Genomic DNA, 13,781 nt, shown 5'->3' with positions numbered 1-13,781 from the left:
GCTGCTGACGCCGCGCGAGGCATATGATAGTCGGGCCCCGAGCATGAAAGCCGCCGCCTGAAATGAAACCAATGCTATAGCTTAGTCCGGCGGCAAACTGGTCGAAAATTCAGGACCACCTCTTTTCGAACCGCTTTGCGTCCGAGATTAGCTTCGTTATGAGTGCGCTGGCGCAGTTGGTAACAGAAATTGAACTTGCCACTGGCACGGACCTTGCGCCGATGCCGGGCTTCCTACCGCAACTAGTTCGCTTTGGCTTTCCGACACCCTATCATTTTGCTCATAGCAGAGAGCTGTCCACGTCGGCTCGCATAGAAGTGCACAAACAATATGAAGACATTTCTAAGTACATCGAACATGATCCATCAGACGATTGGGACGCCGTAAGCGCGAAAGTTACGAACGCGATGACCGTTTTTCTTTTCTCAGACGTTAGTGAAGATGACATCAATGCTCTTGAAGAGCTTTTCAAAAAGGACACCGACCCAGAGTGAGCTTGCTGATGATCGTGGTCAAAAACAGAAATGGCGCAGCACCAACGAGTTTGTGCAAGATCGCCAATTGGCACCCATACGGCACCCAAGCCAAATGCGGTGGCCACGATTACAATGCTTCCAGTAGGATTTGTTAAACTACTTCAAGTAGTTAAATGGTGCCCGGGGGCGGAATCGAACCACCGACACGAGGATTTTCAATCCACTGCTCTACCCCTGAGCTACCCGGGCACGGGAGAACGCGTTGCGTTCGGGTGGATGCGTTCTAGGAGAGCCATGCGGGAGTGTCCAGTGGGTTTTTGCAAATTTCTGCCCGTCGCATCCGCATTTCTTCGCACCAGCGCCCGCTGCCAGATATGGCCGGGATCGCAGTCGGGACCGGCGCTGCCCAGAAGGAGCTAAACCGTTGCGCAACCTTCCAGATCGGCGGCACGCAGGGGGCGCGGCTTTCGGTCGAAGCCGCGCGGCCTGTGTGGAACCAGCACCGCACCGCAAGAGGGGCGACGTCCGGAGAATGAGTTGCGGGGATCGGGATCCCTGGGGCGAACGCCGCTTTCGGCCAAAGAGCGGCAGGTCCCTGCGGCTGACCTCAGGCAGTCTGGCTGGTCGTCAACGCCTGCAGCTCATGGCAGCCGTCCATTTCGGTGTGCCGCCCTCGGGCCGGGCAGGGCCCGCGAGCCGTTCGCATGAGGGCCGAAACGAAGGGAACGCGCAGGCTTAGAAAGCCCGTGCGCGGCCACAGCCCCTAGCTGGCGTGGCGTGCCGCAGTCGGAGCTGGCGGGACGGACCGTGCGGCGGCACGGTTGTGCCAGACGCAGATGTTGCTGGCACCCAAAGGGCGCATGACGTGGCCGGTGCCGCCGTGGCGAGGATCGTCCTGACGGCCGCGCGGAAGGGCCGCAACGCCAGGCCGGCGATGGGAGATATCCTTGCGGCACGGAAAACGGGGGGCAAATTTCTCATCGCGCGGCTCCTCTGTCTGCGCAGTCACGGCGCTCGGCGCCAAACTTGCCGAAGACGGGGTCTCCGGCGGTGTTTCTTCGGTCAAGGCAAACGCGGCGGCCTCGAACTCTGCTGCGAATTCGGCCAGCTCGGGCACCGGGCGCAGCTGCGCGGCAGCGTCGAGACGCGCCAGCATCTCGCGCGGGAACACCTCCAACAGCAGGGCGGCGGTGTCGCGGGTCGCGGCCGCAGGACCCGTCAGGTCGGGGAGCAGTTCATTGATCCCGAAATCCTGGCCGCAGGTCTTGCCGCTTGCCGCCTCGAGCAGGGGCATGCAGCGCGCCGCCGTGGCCTCAGGCACCAGCGAAGTGCGCAGGAGCACGGTGTGGTAGCCGTCTTTCGCGGCCAAGGCGGTACCGATGCGGTGGCAGGCGCGCTCGACGCCGGCCTGTGCCGCCATCTCGGGCTTTGCGGTGGCGACAAAGCTCATGCTGGTGGTATCGATCGCCTGCTGCGCATCGTCTGTCGCGGTCAGGCGACCCTCGCGGACGACCTGGGCAATCAGCGCGCCGAGCTGCGCGTCGGCGAGTGGCGTCACACCTGCATTGAGCGCTGCGACCCGGTCCGGGTCGGCGTCGACCACGGTCACCTGATGTCCGTCGAATGCCAGACAGGCAGCCGTGGCCACCCCGATGTACCCCATGCCGAAAACACTGATGTTTGCCATTTGCTCTACCTCCGTCTCCACCCGTTCCAGGCGGTGGTGATTTTGTGCCGTCCGGTTACCGGACCTGTTTTTTGAGACTTCTATGCTCGATTTCGTATTTCTAAGGTTATATGATTAATGGGTGGGTCGCAGGTGATGTAAATGCGGGCTCGATCCCTGCCGTCTTGGCTCAGTGGCATAAGCGCCACAGAGATTTAAGCGCTTTGGGGGTGGGTGACGCGACTCATCGGCGCGTCATGACGTGGTGCGGGTTGACGTCAACTCGGGAAGATTTTGACGGAAAAATAACGCAGCACGCGAGATATCGTAGGTGGTCGCGTTAAATCTCCGAGGCGAGCCGGGGTGGCCTTCACGGGTGGTCCACCCGCCCATGGCCTTTATGAACGAGCGTTCATATCGCGGCCGGAAGAAAATAATCACGTAAGTGACCCAACGTCGCAGAGGCCGGATTTGCCCGGTGCTGTCGTTCCAATTGCACGATTGGCCGGCGCAAACCCCCGGCCTGACGGTATCGCAAGCGTTTTGGTGGGTCATCGACCGGGCGCCCTTCGGCATCGGGCCAAGGACGCGCGGCCTAGGGTTCCGCCTCCTCGCGGCCGACCTGGTGGCGGGCCACCGCCATCGATTTGACCAGCGCATAGCAGCTTTGGCCCACCACAAGCCCCATGGCCTGTACCGAACGCTGGGTGATCCGCGCCACCACCAGCTCGTCGCCCACCGCCAAGGTCACCAGCGCGCCGGGGCCGTCGCCGGGCAGGATGCTCTCGATCACGCCGGGGATGACGTTCAGCGCCGAGATCGCCTCGGGCCGCTGGTTGGCCAGCATCACGTCATGCGCCATGATCCGCACCCGCACCACCTCGCCCGCGACACCGGAAATCCGTGGCAGCCAGAGCGGCCCGCCGGCGCAGCGCAGGCGGGTCAGACCATCCGCCTCCTGATCCTCGATCCGCGCGGTCAGTGTCGCGCCGGCCTCGCGCAGCCCCATGCCGCGCAGGGCGCGTGGATCATAAAGGATGTCATCGACCGGCCCGTCGCGCAGCACCTGACCGTGGTCGATCACCACGATGCGGTCGGCCAGCCGGCGGGCCTCCTCCATGTCATGGGTCACCAGCACCACCGGCATCCTAAGATGCGCGCGCAGCCGCTCGATCTCGGCATAAAGCCCTTCGCGGGTGCCCCGGTCGACCGCCGAGAACGGCTCGTCGAGCAGCAGCACCGCCGGGTCGCGGGCCAGGGCACGGGCGACGGCGACGCGCTGCTGCTGGCCGCCCGAAAGCTCGGCCGGGCGGCGCCGTTCCAGCCCGCCGAGATGCACCAGTTCGAGCACCTCGCTGGCGCGGGTCTGGCCGGCGCCGGCGGCCATCACATTGGCCAGCGCGGTCATCTGCGGGAACAGCGCGTAGGACTGGAACACCACGCCCAGCCGCCGGCGATGGGTGGGCAGGTCGGTGCCGGTGTCTGTGTCGAGCCAGGTCTCGCCGTCCACGCTAACGCGGCCCCTGTCCGGGTGCCAGAGCCCGGCGATGGCGCGAAGCACGGTGGACTTGCCGGCGCCGGAGGGGCCAACCAGCGCCAGCAGCTCGCCGGCTTCGACGCGAAAGCTGACATCCAGCGGGATCGGTGCCGCCGCCCTGACCGCCACTTCCAGCGTCACGACAGCCTCCGCCCGGCGCGCTCCGAGAGCCGGAAGGTCACCGCGATGGTCACCAGCGAGATCGCCAGCAGCATAGCCGACATCTGCGCCGCGCCCGACATGTCGAAGGCCTGCACCCGGTCGTAGATCGAGATCGCCACGGTCCGCGTCTCGCCCGGGATCGCGCCGCCGACCATCAGCACGATGCCGAATTCGCCCAGCGTATGGGCGAAGGTCAGCACCATGCCGGTCAACACCCCGGGCCAGGCCAAAGGCAGTTCGACCCGTCTGAGCGCGGTCAGGGGCGACATGCCACAGCAGGCGGCGGCCTCGCGCACGTCCTTTGGCACCGCCTCGAAGCCGCGCTGCGCCGGTTGCACCGCGAAGGGCAGGTTGAACAGCACAGAGGCCGCCACCAGCCCCTCGAAGCTGAACACCAGCGGCCCGCCAAAAGCGCTTTCCCAGAGCCGGCCCACCGGGCTGCCGGCGCCAAAGGCCACCAGCAGGTAGAAGCCCAGAACCGTCGGCGGCAACACCAGCGGCAGGATCACCAAGGCCTCGACCGCGCCCTTGCCGGCAAAGCGGTGGAAGGCGAGGAAACGGCCGAGAAACACCGCCACCGGCAGCAGAAGCAACACCGTCCAACCCGCCAGGTGCAGCGAGAGCCAGAGCGCCGGCCAGTCCATCAGGCAGGCTCCGGGGCGGCAAAACCATGGGCGGCGAAGATCTCCTGCGCCGGCGGCGAGAGCAGGAAGTCGTGAAAGGCGCGGGCGGTTGCCGGGGCCTCGGGCGCCAGCACCATGCGCTGCTCGAGCGGGCTGTGCCAGCTCTCCGGGACTCGCGCGCTCACCGCCTGCGCCTCTACCGCCGGGGCGGCGGCCAGCGAGGCCGCGACCAACCCGCCCTGCGCATTGCCCGAGATCGCGAACTGCGCTGCCTGAGCGACGTTCTCGCCAAAGACAAGGTGTGGCTGCAGCGCCTCCCAAAGCCCGCGATGCTGCAGCGCCTCGCGCGCGCGCTGGCCATAGGGCGCATGGTCCGGTGTGGCGATGGCAAACCGGCGGATCGCGCCGGTCTCGAGCGCCGCCGCCAGCCCGTCCATCGCGCCGTCCACCGCCAGACCGCCCTTCGGGGCGATCAGCGCCAGTCTCCCGCGGGCATAGACGGTGCCCTCGTCGGTGACCGTGCCGGCGCGGGCCAGGGTCTGCACATAGCTTGCATCGGCCGAGAGAAAGAGCGCAAACGGCGCGCCGTTGCGCATCTGCTGCGCCAGTGTGCCGGAGGATCCGTAGGTCACCCGCAGCGGCCCGCCGCCCCGGGCGGTGAAGGCCCCGGTGAGCACCGGCAGGGCAAAGCGCAACGAGGCCGCGGCGGCGATCACCGGCGCAGCCGATGCGCGCGCGGGCAGGGCGAGGGCGGCGGCGCTCAGGGCCAGGAAATGACGGCGGGGCAGGGGCATGGCGGGGCGGGTGTCCTGAGTTTGGCAAACCTTATCGGCGCGGGCAGAGGGTGGAAAGCCCGACCTTGGCGGCAGGGCGGGCGGCAGGGCGGGCGACCGCGCGGCCGCGCCGGTTTCAGCTTGGCGAATCGCATCTGGCTCGCTATTTCATGAAATATGGAAATAGATGATGCCCCCCTGATCGACAAGCTTGCCGCCCTGAGCCATCCGCAGCGACTAGCGGTGTTCCGCCTGCTGGTGCGACGCTGCCCCGATGCGCTGCCGGCGGGCGAGATCGCCCAGGTGCTGGGGCTCAAGCCTTCGACCCTGTCGGTCTACCTCTCGGTGCTGACCCGGGCGCGGCTGATCAGCCAGACCCGGCAGGGCACCTCGCTGCGCTATGCGCTCGACACCGGCGCGGCACAGGAGTTGATGCGCGACCTTTTCCTCGATTGCTGCCGCGGCCGGCCCGATCTCTGCCCACCGGTTGCACACGAGCGGCCAGGGCCACGCAAGCACAGCGTGCTGTTCCTCTGCACCGGCAATTCCGCCCGCTCGATCTTGGCCGAAGCGATCCTGCGCGATCTGGCGGGCGACCGGTTCGAGGTGGTCTCTGCCGGCACCCGGCCCGCCGAGGCGCCGCACCCGCGGGCGCTTGCCCTGCTGGCCGACAAGGGGCTGGCGACCAAGGGGCTGCGCGCCAAGCCCGTGGGCGAGGTCCAGGGGCCAGAGGCACCGCGGTTCGATTTCGTCTTTACCGTCTGCGACCATGCCGCCAACGAGGAATGCCCGACCTGGCAGGGCCAGCCGATCGCGGCCCATTGGGGCCTGCCGGACCCGACCCGGGCCACCGGCACCGAGGCCGAACGCGGCCTCGCCTTTCAACAGACCTACGCGATGCTGCGCCACCGGATCGGTGCTTTTGCCGCCCTGCCGCTCGACGCGCTCGACCGGGTCTCTGTGCAAACCAGTGTCGATGACATCGGCCGGATGAAGGAAACCACATGACCACCTATGCCCTGAACGGCCTCGGACGGATGGGCAAGCTCGCCCTGCGCCCGCTTCTGGAACGCGGCGCCGAGATCGCCTTTGTCAACGATGCGGTCGGCGACCCGGCCATGCATGCGCATCTGCTGGAGTTCGATACGGTGCATGGCCGCTGGCCCGCCGCTTTCGCCAGCGATGACGAGAGCCTGACCATCGACGGCACCCGCATCCCCTGCCTGCAGCGCCGCGAGATCGCCGATCTGCCGCTCGACGGCGTCGACGTGGTGATCGACTGCACCGGCGTCTTCAAGACCGAAGCCAAGCTCGCGCCCTATTTCGCCGCCGGGGTGAAGAAGGTCGTGGTCTCGGCCCCGGTCAAGGACGGGCCGACCGCCAATATTGTCATGGGGGTCAATGAAGCGACCTATGACCCGGAGACGCATCGCATCGTCACGGCAGCAAGCTGCACCACCAACTGTCTGGCTCCGGTGGTCAAGGTGATCCACGAGAGCCTCGGGATCCGGCACGGATCGATCACCACGATCCACGACGTGACCAACACCCAGACCATCGTCGACCGCCCCGCAAGAGACCTGCGCCGCGCGCGGTCAGCGCTGAATTCTCTGATCCCCACCACCACCGGCTCGGCAACGGCGATCACGCTGATCTATCCCGAGCTCGCCGGCAAGCTGAACGGCCATGCGGTGCGGGTGCCGCTGCTCAACGCCTCGCTGACCGATTGCGTCTTCGAAGTCGAACGCGCGACCACGGCGGAAGAGGTCAACGCGCTCTTCAAGGCCGCGGCGGAAGGCCCTCTCAAAGACATCCTCGGATACGAAACCCGGCCGCTGGTCTCGAGCGATTACACCAATGATCCGCGCTCCTCGATCGTCGATGCGCCCTCGACCATGGTGGTGAACGGCACACAGGTGAAGATCTACGCCTGGTATGACAACGAATGGGGCTATGCCAACCGCCTGGCGGATGTCGCCCTGATGGTCGGCGCAAGCCTCTGACCCGGGAGCCCGAGATGACCGCCCCGACCAGCGCGCGCCCCGGCGGCTTTGCCGCCTATGTCGCCGTCACCGCCGCCTACTGGGCCTTCATGCTCACCGATGGCGCGCTCAGGATGCTGGTGCTGCTGCACTTCCATACCCTGGGGTTCTCGCCGGTGCAGCTGGCCTATCTCTTCGTGCTCTACGAGATCGCCGGCGTGGTGACCAACCTCTCGGCTGGCTGGATCGCGGCACGCTTCGGCCTGACCTCGACGCTCTATGCCGGGCTGGGGCTGCAGGTGGTGGCGCTGCTGGCATTGGCGCAGCTCGATCCGGGCTGGGCGGTGGGCGCGTCGGTGGCCTTTGTGATGGTCGTGCAGGGGGCCTCTGGCGTCGCCAAGGACCTGGCCAAGATGTCGTCGAAATCGGCGGTGAAACTGCTGGCGCCCACCGAAGGCGGCGGCCTGTTCCGCTGGGTGGCGCTGCTGACCGGGTCGAAGAACGCGGTCAAGGGCTGCGGTTTCCTGATCGGCGCGGCGGCGCTGGCGCTCTTCGGCTTCGTGCCGTCGGTGCTGGGCATGGCGGCGGTGCTGGCGGTGATCCTGGCGGGGGTCGTGGCACGGATGCCGGCGGGGCTGCCGATGGGGCGCAAGGATGCCAAGTTCCGCGAGGTGATCTCGAAGAACCGCGACATCAACTGGCTGAGCGCGGCGCGGGTGTTCCTGTTCGGTGCGCGCGACGTCTGGTTCGTGGTCGGTATTCCGATCTATTTCTACGCGGTGCTGTCGGATGGCAGCGAGGCCGGCAACCGGGCGGCGTTCTTCATGATCGGCAGCTTCATGGCGGTCTGGACCATCCTCTACGGCGCGGTGCAGGCCGCGGCACCCCGGCTGCTGCGCGCCGCGACCCGGCCCGAGGCCGAGATCGTCGCGCTGGCGCGGCATTGGGTGGCGGGCCTGCTGGTGGTGCCGGCGGGGCTGGCGACGCTGGTCTGGCTGGCGGGGGACCCGACACCGTGGCTGACGGTGGTGCTGGTGGCCGGGCTCTTGGTCTTCGGCGCGCTCTTCGCGATCAACTCGGCGCTGCACTCCTATCTCGTGCTCGCCTTCACCAGCGCCGAGCGGGTGACGATGGACGTGGGCTTCTACTACATGGCCAATGCCGCCGGACGGCTGCTGGGCACGGTGATGTCCGGGCTGGCCTATCAGCTGGGCGGCGTGGCGCTCTGCCTTGCGGTGGCGGCCGGGTTCATCGCGCTGAGCTGGGCGGCGACGGCAAAGCTGTCGGCACCCCCCGCGACGTAAAAAGGCCCCCGCCTTGCGGCGAGGGCCTTGTGTCTCTGCGCTCGGGTGGGTCTCAGTCGAGACCGGGCAACGTCTTGGGGGCCGAAGGCGCGCGCTTGCGGGTGCGGCGGGTGGTGCTGCGCGTCGGGGCCGGCTTTCCGGCCTCGGCCTTGGGGGCTTCGGGCTTGGCGGGCTCTGCCTTGGCGGGCTCTGCCTTCGGGGCGTCGGCTTTCGGGGCCTCGGTCTTGGCTGCTTCTGCCTTGGGCGCTTCGGCTTTCGGGGCCTCCGCCTTGGGCGCCTCGGTTTTCAGAGCCTCTGCCCTGGGGGCTTCTGCCTTGGGCGCGTCGGTCTTCGGCGCGTCCGCCTTAGGCGCTTCCGCCTTCGGGGTGTCCGCCTTGGCCGGTTCTGCCTTCTGGGCGTCCGCTTTCGGCGCGACGGGCTTGGTTGTTTCTGCCTTGGGCGCCTCGGTCTTCGCGTCGACCTTCGGTGCGTCCGTTTTGGCCGGCGCGGCGGGCTTCGCCGGCGCCTGCGCAACGGCCGGCTTCACCGCCGCGGGTTTCGCCTCGGTCTCGGGGGCCTTGGCGGCCGGTGTCGGGGCGTCGGCCTTGGGGGCTTCGCCGGCCTTGGTGCCATCGGCGCGGGCAACAGACGTTGCGGCGGCGGGAGTCGTAGCCTTGGCGGCGGGCTTGCGCGCCGGGGTCTTGCCTGCGGCCGGTTTGGCGGCGGCCTCGGCGCTGTCATTGGCCGGGGTCGCGACCAGCGGCGCGGCTGGCGAGAACAGTTTCGCGCCCTCGAAGGCCGAGGTCATGAAGACCTTGGCGAGGCGCATGTTGGTTTCCATCGCACGGTTGGCCATCTGCAGATAGGCCGCCGAGATTTCGAGTTGTTTGACAAGCAGATTCATCATGTGTCCTGTTTAAGCGTGAGGTCCGAACAGGGCGCCCGGCCCGGCAGGCCCCCGTTTTGCAAGCCGCGATTGATTGTCTCCCACGGCATCCGACAAGGGCGCCACCCAGGCCATCGTGACCTGTTCGGGGCGTTTGCCCGCCATCAGCGCATGGGTGGCAGCCAGCTGCGCTTCGAGAAAGACGGCAGGCTTCTCGGTGACCATGCGGGTGGTCTCATCGCCGGCCACCGACCAGCCGCCCAACATGCCGAGACTGCGATAGGTGATGACGCTCTGCGCCTGCGCCGCGAGGGCCGCCAGCGCGAGACAGGCGGTCCAGCCGTCCAGAGCCTGTTTCAAACCTGTCTGCATCTCTCCGTCGCGTCCTTCCCGGCACGGGGCACGCCCAAAGCATGCGCCGACGTGGCCTGGCCACGATTTCCTGTCACCCTGCAGTGTAGCATGGAATGCCGCGCGAGCAGCATGAAAAATGCTGCACTGCGGCAATGATCGGCGGTCTGTTGCCGTTTCGTCAGCGGCCGCGAAAAGCCGCGCCATACCAAGGGGTCAGCCGGCGATCATCGCCCGCAGCAGGGCCTTGGCACTGTCAGACGACCAGTCGGCGTCGCCCTCGAGCCGGGCGATCTCGCGGCCCTGGCGGTCGAGAATCACCGTCGTCGGCAGGCCCTTGACCCCCATGCCGCGGGCAATCGCCTGTTCAGGATCGCGGTGCAGCGGCAGGTTGTCGACGCCGATGCTCTCGAAGAACCGGGTCATTGATGGCGCCGGGTTGCGGCCGGTGGCCAGGGTGACGACCTCGAAGTTTTCGCCGCCAAGCTCGCTCTGCAACTCGGCCAGCATCGGCATCTCCTTGCGGCAGGGCGCGCACCAGGTGGCCCAGAAGTTCAGCAGAACCACCTTGCCGCGATAGGCGTCGAGGCTGAGCGCGCCGCCGTCGAAATCGGTGAAATCCCGCGCCGGGACCGAGACCGGCGCCGGGTGCAGCTGCAGCTTGGTCATGTCGCCCGCGCGCAGGGCGGCGAGGGCTGCTGGATCGGCAGCATTTGCGCTTGCCCCCAAGCCCATATAGACAGCGGCTGCAAGAGCCGATGCATTCAATCCCCGACGAGTGAGCTTCATGTCAGACAAATCCTCAAACCAGATGTGGGGCGGCCGCTTTGCCGCTGGACCGGACGCGATCATGGAGGCGATCAACGCCTCGATCGGCTTTGACCAGCGCATGGCCGCGCAGGACATCGAAGGCTCGCGCGCCCATGCGGCGATGTTGGCCGCCCAAGGTATTATCGACGGTAAGGACGCCGAGGCGATCAGGGAAGGGCTTCTCACGATCTTGTCAGAGATCGAGGCCGGCAAGTTCGCGTTTTCCACCGCGCTGGAGGACATTCACATGAATGTCGAGGCGCGGCTGAAGGAGGTGATCGGCGAGCCGGCGGGGCGTCTGCACACCGGCCGGTCGCGCAATGACCAGGTGGCGACCGATTTCAAGCTCTGGACCCGCGACCAGCTCGATGCGGTCGACCAGGCCTTGGGCGCGTTGATCCGCGCCCTGCTGGCGCAAGCCGAGGCCGGGGCCGACTGGGTGATGCCGGGCTTCACCCACCTGCAGGTGGCACAGCCGGTCACCTGGGGGCATCACATGATGGCCTATGTCGAGATGTTCGCCCGCGACCGGTCGCGCATCCGCGACGCCCGCGCGCGGATGAACGAATGCCCGCTGGGCGCCGCCGCGCTGGCCGGCACCTCGTTCCCGATCGACCGTCACGCCACGGCCGAGGCGCTGGGCTTTGACCGCCCGGCCGCCAATTCGCTCGACGCCGTCAGCGACCGCGATTTCGCGCTGGAGTTCCTGTCTTCGGCCTCGATCTGTGCCATGCACCTGTCGCGGCTGGCCGAAGAGCTGGTGATCTGGTCCTCGGCGCAGTTCCGCTTCGTGACGCTCTCGGATCGCTTCTCCACCGGCTCTTCGATCATGCCGCAGAAGAAGAACCCCGACGCCGCCGAGCTGATCCGCGCCAAGATCGGCCGGATCTTCGGCGCCAACGTGGCGCTGATGACGGTGATGAAGGGGCTGCCCTTGGCCTATTCCAAGGACATGCAGGAGGACAAGGAGCAGGTCTTCGACGCCGCCGACAACCTGATGCTGGCGCTGGCCGCGATGGAGGGGATGGTCAAGGACATGTCCGCCAACCGCGACAGTCTCGAGGCCGCCGCCGCCACCGGGTTCTCGACCGCCACGGATCTCGCCGACTGGCTGGTGCGGGTGCTGGGCATGCCGTTCCGCGACGCCCACCACGTGACCGGCGCGTTGGTGGCGCTGGCCGAGGGCCAGGGCTGCGATCTGCCAGACCTCAGCCTCGCCGAAATGCAATCGGTGCATGACAAGATCACCGCCGAGGTCTTTGACGTGCTGGGCGTGCATAATTCCGTCGCTTCGCGCACCTCTTATGGCGGCACCGCGCCCGAGCGGGTGCGTGAACAGGTGGCGCGCTGGACGGAGACGCTGGCATGATCCGACTGGCGGCGCGGGCCGTCAGGGCGTAAGAGGGGGCGCTGCCCCCGTCGCCCTTGGCGACTCCCCCGAGGGTATTTCTGAACAGAAGAAGGACGGATCATGGGCAAGCGTTTCGGCATCAGGGAGCTGTCCGTCCTGGCGGTCCTGGCGGTTCTGGCGGGCTGCGGCGTTGACGGGGCGCCCGAGCGGCCCGAGGCCGAGGCACCGCTGCAGGTCGAGATCAGCGGCACGGCCGAGGTCGGCATCGCCGGCGGCTCGAATTGACCGCCATGGCCCGGATCTCGCCGCTTCGCTGGCTCTATCTTGGCCTCGCGCTCTGGGGCGCGGTGCATCCGATGGTGTATTTCCTGCGCTGGTTCTCGCAGAACGGGGTCGACCTGCCGGGACTGGTGGCGGCCTGGCATGTCAACGCCGCCGGCAGCGGGCTGGTCTGGGACCTGACCATCGCGGCGCTGACGCTGACCCTGTGGGTGCTGGCCGAGGTCTCGGTGCGGCGCAACTGGGAGGCGCTGCTGGCGCTCCCGGCGACTTTTCTGATCGGCCTGTCCTGCGGGTTGCCGCTCTACCTCTTCCTGCGCAGCCGGCCGATCGCCTGACCCGTCAGGGCGCGGTCGATTTTCGCGCGAACGTGACCGGGGTGCCCCATTGCAGCCATAATTGACAAGGACATTGCGGCGGGACTCATCCTGGGGATTCCTGAACGCCATGACCTTCGTCTCTGCTGACAAGACCCTCGTTTCCACCCCCCGCGCCAGCCGGCCCGGCCCGTTGCGGCGGGTCGCCCGCGAGCACGGTATCGGACCGCTGCGGCAATGCGCCCAGATGCTGGCACTGCGGCTCAGGGGCACCGGCATCGCCGCGGCGGAGTATTACGATTTCGGCCTCTACGACAGGGCGCTTTGCGGCGGCGACAGGGCGCGGTTTCTGGGCGAACAGGCCAGCCGCGAGCTCAATCTCTCGCTCTCGCCGGAGGGCGTCTGGGGGCATGATGCCATCGTCACCGACAAGGTGGCGCTCTTGCACTATCTGGGCGAACGCGGGCTGCCCACGGTGCAGACCCAGGCCACCATCGGCAAGGCGCACGATCTGGCCGGCATCCCGAGGTTGAAGAACACCGGCCAGCTGCTGGGCTTTCTCAGCGGCCGGGCGCGCTATCCGCTGCTGGCGCGGCCGCGCTTCGGGCGTCTCGCCACCGGCGCCGGCCGGATCGAGGCGCTCGGCGGCGAGGGCCGGTTCCTGCAGTTCGCCAATGGCCGGTTCGCCGATCTGCCGGGGTTTGCGGAAGAGGTGATGCGCGATCACGGCCGCACCGGTCTGGTGTTCCAGAGTGCTCTGCGTCAGCATCCGCAGGTCACCGCCCTGGCGGGGCCGGCGCTGGTCAGCCTGCGGGTGGTGACCCTGGCTGACGATCCAAGCGCCCCGGGCCCGCTCTATGCGCTGGCCTGCCTGCCGGACGGGCCTCGGCCAATGCTTTGCCCGATCGACCTTGCGACCGGCACGCTGGGTGAGGCCCGCCGCGGCCACGGCCCCGACACCGCTTGGCACCGCAGCCACCCCGCCACCGGCAAGCTGCTGGCCGGCCACGGCCTGCCGCACTGGGATGCGGTGATCGAGCTGGCCTGCGCCGCCCATGCGATGCTGCCGGATTGCGGCGTCATGGGCTGGGACATCGGCCTTGGCGCCGAAGGGCCGGTGATCGTGGGCGGCACCGGTGCACCGCGCCATGCGCTCTATCAGCTGGCCCATGGCGAGGGGCTGATGAGCCCGCGCTTTACGCCCCGGCTGCGGGCGGTGATCGCGCGCCAGACGCAGGCGCTGCAACAGGTGCTCGGGCGCTGATCTGCCATTGATCCCGGCGAT

Annotated in this window: 15 protein-coding genes and 1 tRNA gene; 8 read left to right on the top strand and 8 right to left on the bottom strand. The window is 67.6% G+C overall.

The annotated features are described in order from the left end of the window. The first annotated feature begins 158 nt into the window (after window positions 1–158). Window positions 159–494 carry a hypothetical protein gene (locus VOI27_RS22190; protein WP_323768681.1) on the top strand — a complete coding sequence of 112 codons (336 nt, stop codon included), beginning with the start codon at window positions 159–161 and terminating at the stop codon, window positions 492–494. A gap of 156 nt (window positions 495–650) precedes the next feature. Here VOI27_RS22190 and VOI27_RS22185 read toward each other — a convergent pair. The 5 genes from VOI27_RS22185 to modA all read right to left on the bottom strand — a co-directional run bounded on the left by VOI27_RS22185 (window position 651) and on the right by modA (window position 5,258). Continuing rightward, window positions 651–725: transfer RNA gene (locus tag VOI27_RS22185), tRNA-Phe, on the bottom strand. Window positions 726–1,239: 514 nt separating this feature from the next. After that, window positions 1,240–2,163 carry a hypothetical protein gene (locus VOI27_RS22180; RefSeq protein ID WP_323768679.1) on the bottom strand — a complete coding sequence of 308 codons (924 nt, stop codon included), beginning with the start codon at window positions 2,161–2,163 and terminating at the stop codon, window positions 1,240–1,242. 574 nt (window positions 2,164–2,737) lie between these two features. Then, window positions 2,738–3,820 carry a molybdenum ABC transporter ATP-binding protein gene (modC, locus tag VOI27_RS22175; protein WP_323768677.1) on the bottom strand — a complete coding sequence of 361 codons (1,083 nt, stop codon included), beginning with the start codon at window positions 3,818–3,820 and terminating at the stop codon, window positions 2,738–2,740. Beyond that, window positions 3,817–4,485 carry a molybdate ABC transporter permease subunit gene (gene modB, locus VOI27_RS22170; RefSeq protein ID WP_323768676.1) on the bottom strand — a complete coding sequence of 223 codons (669 nt, stop codon included), beginning with the start codon at window positions 4,483–4,485 and terminating at the stop codon, window positions 3,817–3,819. The genes modC and modB overlap by 4 nt, the downstream gene beginning before the upstream one ends. Further along, the gene (gene modA, locus VOI27_RS22165; protein ID WP_323768674.1) at window positions 4,485–5,258 is read right to left on the bottom strand and encodes a molybdate ABC transporter substrate-binding protein; all 774 of its coding nucleotides are present in this window, start codon (window positions 5,256–5,258) and stop codon (window positions 4,485–4,487) included. The genes modB and modA overlap by 1 nt, the downstream gene beginning before the upstream one ends. 156 nt (window positions 5,259–5,414) lie before the next feature. Here modA and VOI27_RS22160 point away from each other — a divergent pair, with 156 nt between their 5' ends. Genes VOI27_RS22160 through arsJ form a run of 3 tightly spaced genes read left to right on the top strand, consistent with a single transcriptional unit; the run spans window position 5,415 to window position 8,523 of the window. Beyond that, entirely contained in the window at window positions 5,415–6,245 is an 831-nt protein-coding gene (locus tag VOI27_RS22160) for a helix-turn-helix domain-containing protein (RefSeq protein ID WP_323768672.1), read from the top strand. Continuing rightward, complete coding sequence (locus VOI27_RS22155) at window positions 6,242–7,240, top strand: ArsJ-associated glyceraldehyde-3-phosphate dehydrogenase (RefSeq protein ID WP_323768670.1); 999 nt, start codon at window positions 6,242–6,244, stop codon at window positions 7,238–7,240. The genes VOI27_RS22160 and VOI27_RS22155 overlap by 4 nt, the downstream gene beginning before the upstream one ends. Before the next feature lie 14 nt (window positions 7,241–7,254). Further along, window positions 7,255–8,523, top strand: a complete 1,269-nt coding sequence (gene arsJ / locus VOI27_RS22150; RefSeq protein WP_323768668.1) for an organoarsenical effux MFS transporter ArsJ — start codon at window positions 7,255–7,257, stop codon at window positions 8,521–8,523. A 52-nt stretch (window positions 8,524–8,575) separates the two neighbouring features. Here arsJ and VOI27_RS22145 read toward each other — a convergent pair whose 3' ends face one another. The 3 genes from VOI27_RS22145 to VOI27_RS22135 all read right to left on the bottom strand — a co-directional run bounded on the left by VOI27_RS22145 (window position 8,576) and on the right by VOI27_RS22135 (window position 10,474). Next, the gene (locus VOI27_RS22145) at window positions 8,576–9,331 is read right to left on the bottom strand and encodes a hypothetical protein (protein WP_323768666.1); all 756 of its coding nucleotides are present in this window, start codon (window positions 9,329–9,331) and stop codon (window positions 8,576–8,578) included. An 87-nt stretch (window positions 9,332–9,418) separates the two neighbouring features. Continuing rightward, a complete protein-coding gene (locus VOI27_RS22140) occupies window positions 9,419–9,760 on the bottom strand; it encodes an antifreeze protein (protein WP_323768664.1) in 342 nt (113 codons plus the stop codon). Window positions 9,761–9,955: 195 nt separating this feature from the next. Next, window positions 9,956–10,474, bottom strand: coding sequence for a TlpA disulfide reductase family protein (locus tag VOI27_RS22135; protein ID WP_323768685.1), 519 nt, complete (start codon window positions 10,472–10,474; stop codon window positions 9,956–9,958). 52 nt (window positions 10,475–10,526) lie between these two features. Between VOI27_RS22135 and argH the strand changes: the two genes are divergently transcribed. The 4 genes from argH to VOI27_RS22115 all read left to right on the top strand — a co-directional run bounded on the left by argH (window position 10,527) and on the right by VOI27_RS22115 (window position 13,760). Next, a complete protein-coding gene (gene argH / locus VOI27_RS22130; protein ID WP_323768662.1) occupies window positions 10,527–11,918 on the top strand; it encodes an argininosuccinate lyase in 1,392 nt (463 codons plus the stop codon). A 102-nt stretch (window positions 11,919–12,020) separates the two neighbouring features. Beyond that, window positions 12,021–12,185 carry an argininosuccinate lyase gene (locus tag VOI27_RS22125; protein WP_323768660.1) on the top strand — a complete coding sequence of 55 codons (165 nt, stop codon included), beginning with the start codon at window positions 12,021–12,023 and terminating at the stop codon, window positions 12,183–12,185. Window positions 12,186–12,190: 5 nt separating this feature from the next. Next, entirely contained in the window at window positions 12,191–12,517 is a 327-nt protein-coding gene (locus VOI27_RS22120) for a DUF2834 domain-containing protein (RefSeq protein WP_323768658.1), read from the top strand. Between the two features lie 109 nt (window positions 12,518–12,626). After that, entirely contained in the window at window positions 12,627–13,760 is a 1,134-nt protein-coding gene (locus tag VOI27_RS22115) for a sugar-transfer associated ATP-grasp domain-containing protein (RefSeq protein WP_323768656.1), read from the top strand. Window positions 13,761–13,781: the final 21 nt, after the last annotated feature.

This window comes from Marinovum sp., assembly GCF_034669705.1.
GTDB lineage: Bacteria > Pseudomonadota > Alphaproteobacteria > Rhodobacterales > Rhodobacteraceae > Marinovum.
This window is presented reverse-complemented; position numbering and strand designations above follow the sequence as displayed.

Excerpts from the sequence above, each read along its gene's own strand:
- modB (WP_323768676.1), bottom strand. The coding sequence starts at position 4,485 with ATGGACTGGCCGGCGCTCTGGCTCTCGCTGCACCTGGCGGGTTGGACG.
- VOI27_RS22140 (WP_323768664.1), bottom strand. The coding sequence starts at position 9,760 with ATGCAGACAGGTTTGAAACAGGCTCTGGACGGCTGGACCGCCTGTCTC.
- VOI27_RS22120 (WP_323768658.1), top strand. The coding sequence starts at position 12,191 with ATGGCCCGGATCTCGCCGCTTCGCTGGCTCTATCTTGGCCTCGCGCTC.
- VOI27_RS22190 (WP_323768681.1), top strand. The coding sequence starts at position 159 with ATGAGTGCGCTGGCGCAGTTGGTAACAGAAATTGAACTTGCCACTGGC.
- VOI27_RS22115 (WP_323768656.1), top strand. The coding sequence starts at position 12,627 with ATGACCTTCGTCTCTGCTGACAAGACCCTCGTTTCCACCCCCCGCGCC.
- VOI27_RS22160 (WP_323768672.1), top strand. The coding sequence starts at position 5,415 with ATGGAAATAGATGATGCCCCCCTGATCGACAAGCTTGCCGCCCTGAGC.
- VOI27_RS22125 (WP_323768660.1), top strand. The coding sequence starts at position 12,021 with ATGGGCAAGCGTTTCGGCATCAGGGAGCTGTCCGTCCTGGCGGTCCTG.
- VOI27_RS22180 (WP_323768679.1), bottom strand. The coding sequence starts at position 2,163 with ATGGCAAACATCAGTGTTTTCGGCATGGGGTACATCGGGGTGGCCACG.
- VOI27_RS22145 (WP_323768666.1), bottom strand. The coding sequence starts at position 9,331 with ATGCGCCTCGCCAAGGTCTTCATGACCTCGGCCTTCGAGGGCGCGAAA.
- arsJ (WP_323768668.1), top strand. The coding sequence starts at position 7,255 with ATGACCGCCCCGACCAGCGCGCGCCCCGGCGGCTTTGCCGCCTATGTC.
- VOI27_RS22135 (WP_323768685.1), bottom strand. The coding sequence starts at position 10,474 with ATGGGCTTGGGGGCAAGCGCAAATGCTGCCGATCCAGCAGCCCTCGCC.
- modA (WP_323768674.1), bottom strand. The coding sequence starts at position 5,258 with ATGCCCCTGCCCCGCCGTCATTTCCTGGCCCTGAGCGCCGCCGCCCTC.
- VOI27_RS22155 (WP_323768670.1), top strand. The coding sequence starts at position 6,242 with ATGACCACCTATGCCCTGAACGGCCTCGGACGGATGGGCAAGCTCGCC.
- argH (WP_323768662.1), top strand. The coding sequence starts at position 10,527 with ATGTCAGACAAATCCTCAAACCAGATGTGGGGCGGCCGCTTTGCCGCT.